At 59.5% G+C, this 766-nt stretch carries 1 protein-coding gene; it reads left to right on the top strand.

Annotated features, from left to right (window positions below; translation table 11 throughout):
- Nucleotides 1-628, top strand: a 628-nt coding sequence (locus HMPREF0178_RS20165; protein WP_009369390.1) for a phage antirepressor KilAC domain-containing protein, incomplete at its 5' end; no start/stop codon positions are given.
- Nucleotides 629-766: the final 138 nt, after the last annotated feature.

The following is a 766-nucleotide window of genomic DNA, read 5'->3' as shown; positions in this document are numbered from 1 at the left end:
CGATATTATCCACACTCTGAATGATTCCACAGGATTGCGTCGGGATAGCCGCATCATATCCGAGCCGGGCCTGTACTCGCTCGTCCTCCGATCCCGCAAGCCGGAGGCCAAGGCCTTCAAACGCTGGATCGTGCATGAGGTCATTCCGTCCATCCGCAGGACGGGCGGCTACGGCGCCCCGGCGCTTCCGAACTTCAGGAATCCGGCGGAGGCGGCGCGGGCGTGGGCGGACAAGGAGGAGCAGCGACTTCTTGAAGAACAGAAGCGCCTCGCGCTGGAGCAGAGGATGGAGGAAGTGAAGCCCAAGGTCGTCTTCGCCGAGTCCATCGAGATCGCCAAAACCAGTATCTCCGTCGGGGAAATGGCGAAGCTCATCAAGCAGGCCACGGGGTACGACATCGGGCAGAACCGTTTCTTTGAGTGGCTCAGGAGTAGGGGCTACCTGCACAAGGATGGTTCCCAGACCAACATGCCTACCCAGAGAAGCATGGATGCCGGATGGATGGAGATCAAGGAAGGCTCACGCATCGGAAGCAGCGGGGAAAGCCACATCACCCGCACGCCGAAGATCACGGGCAAGGGGCAAATCTACTTCATCAACCTGTTCAAGCGGCTGGTGGAGTCATGAACATCCGTTGCCGCCACCGTATTCCTTCACCCGAAGCCGTGGGATTCCTTACGGCGGAAGGCCTCAGGGAAGCCGCCGCACAATATCCGTATTTGCGGCCCTGCAAGAAGCATAGCTGGAACTGGCTGTATCGGAAGG

Origin of the sequence: Bilophila sp. 4_1_30 (assembly GCF_000224655.1) — a bacterium.
Lineage (GTDB): Bacteria > Desulfobacterota > Desulfovibrionia > Desulfovibrionales > Desulfovibrionaceae > Bilophila > Bilophila wadsworthia.
The sequence above is the reverse complement of the archived record's forward strand: the minus strand, read 5'-3'. Positions and strand labels throughout refer to the sequence as shown.